General features: G+C 52.7%; 1 protein-coding gene. It reads left to right on the top strand.

The window, feature by feature from the left end; genetic code table 11:
• Nucleotides 1-150 precede the first annotated feature (150 nt).
• Nucleotides 151-957 (top strand): FkbM family methyltransferase, encoded by an 807-nt coding sequence (locus ACILSL_RS20990; RefSeq protein WP_395734056.1) that lies wholly within the window; start codon nucleotides 151-153, stop codon nucleotides 955-957.
• The last annotated feature ends 160 nt before the right edge of the window (nucleotides 958-1,117 follow it).

Raw genomic sequence — 1,117 nt, forward strand, 5'->3', positions numbered from 1 at the left:
TTCAAATCCGCTGCGCACGACCTTCCACGGCGTGTTCAATCCCAAAGCCATTGCAAACAAGTCGTTCTGGTCCATCCCCCAACTTGCAATCTCCTCCACTGCCGCGCCACCCGTTACCCATTCAATTCAGCGACGTGGCTGATTTTTGACATTGGCATGAACAACGGCGACGATACAGCCTATTACCTGCATCGCGGTTTTAAGGTTGTCGCCGTGGAGGCGGATCCCGATCTGGCTCTCGCAGGCAGAGAACGCTTTGCCGACGCTGTCGCCTCCGGCTGCCTGACCATCGTCAATGCTGCCATTGCAGAACAGTTGGGAGAGGCTGATTTTTGGATTTGTGACGATCTGCGTGTTTGGAACTCGTTCGACAAAAGTATTGCCTCCCGCAATGGACTGCCTTGTCATGCCATCAAAGTGCAGACCCTGCCGTTGCGTGATCTACTCGCCGAGTACGGGGTGCCTTACTATTTGAAGGTGGACATCGAAGGACATGATCATGTCGCGATTGCCGATGTCTCGCCGGGCGACGCTCCAGAGTTTATTTCAATGGAGCTTAATTCAGTGGATGATTTTTACTTGCTCCGCTCAAAGGGCTACCAGCGTTTCAAATGCATCCAGCAGGGCTATTTCACACAGGTGCTGAGTCCCAAGCTGTCATTTCAATCAGCGCTGAGCATGGCCGTCACACGTCTTAAATCCACAGCTCTGGCCCATCGTCTGCGTGCTGCTTACAAAAGGGTTCGTCCGCCGGTTCCGGCCTCGTTGCCGCCAGGGGCATGGGCGTTTGATCCGGGTTCCTCCGGCCCCTTTGGGGATGAGACGGCTGGAGAATGGCTCCCATTTGAAGACGTGATGCACGCTTGGCTCAGCCAGCAACTAGGTCACAATTTGGGGTATCGAGTAGAGCCTGCGAACAAGCACAATTGGTATGACCTGCATGCTGCCAGGAATTGACTGATTGAGTTTTGCGCGATGAAACGAAACTCATTCTCACGATGAGAATGTCTTGCGGAGTGGCGGGGCCTTAAGCCAGTTTATATTTTTGACACCAATGACAAAAGACGATTCTACGAATGCTTCTAGAGTGTCACAACATGTGACGATTAGGCTGAAT

Origin of the sequence: Prosthecobacter sp. (assembly GCF_044222345.1) — a bacterium.
Classification (GTDB): Bacteria; Verrucomicrobiota; Verrucomicrobiia; order Verrucomicrobiales; family Verrucomicrobiaceae; genus Prosthecobacter.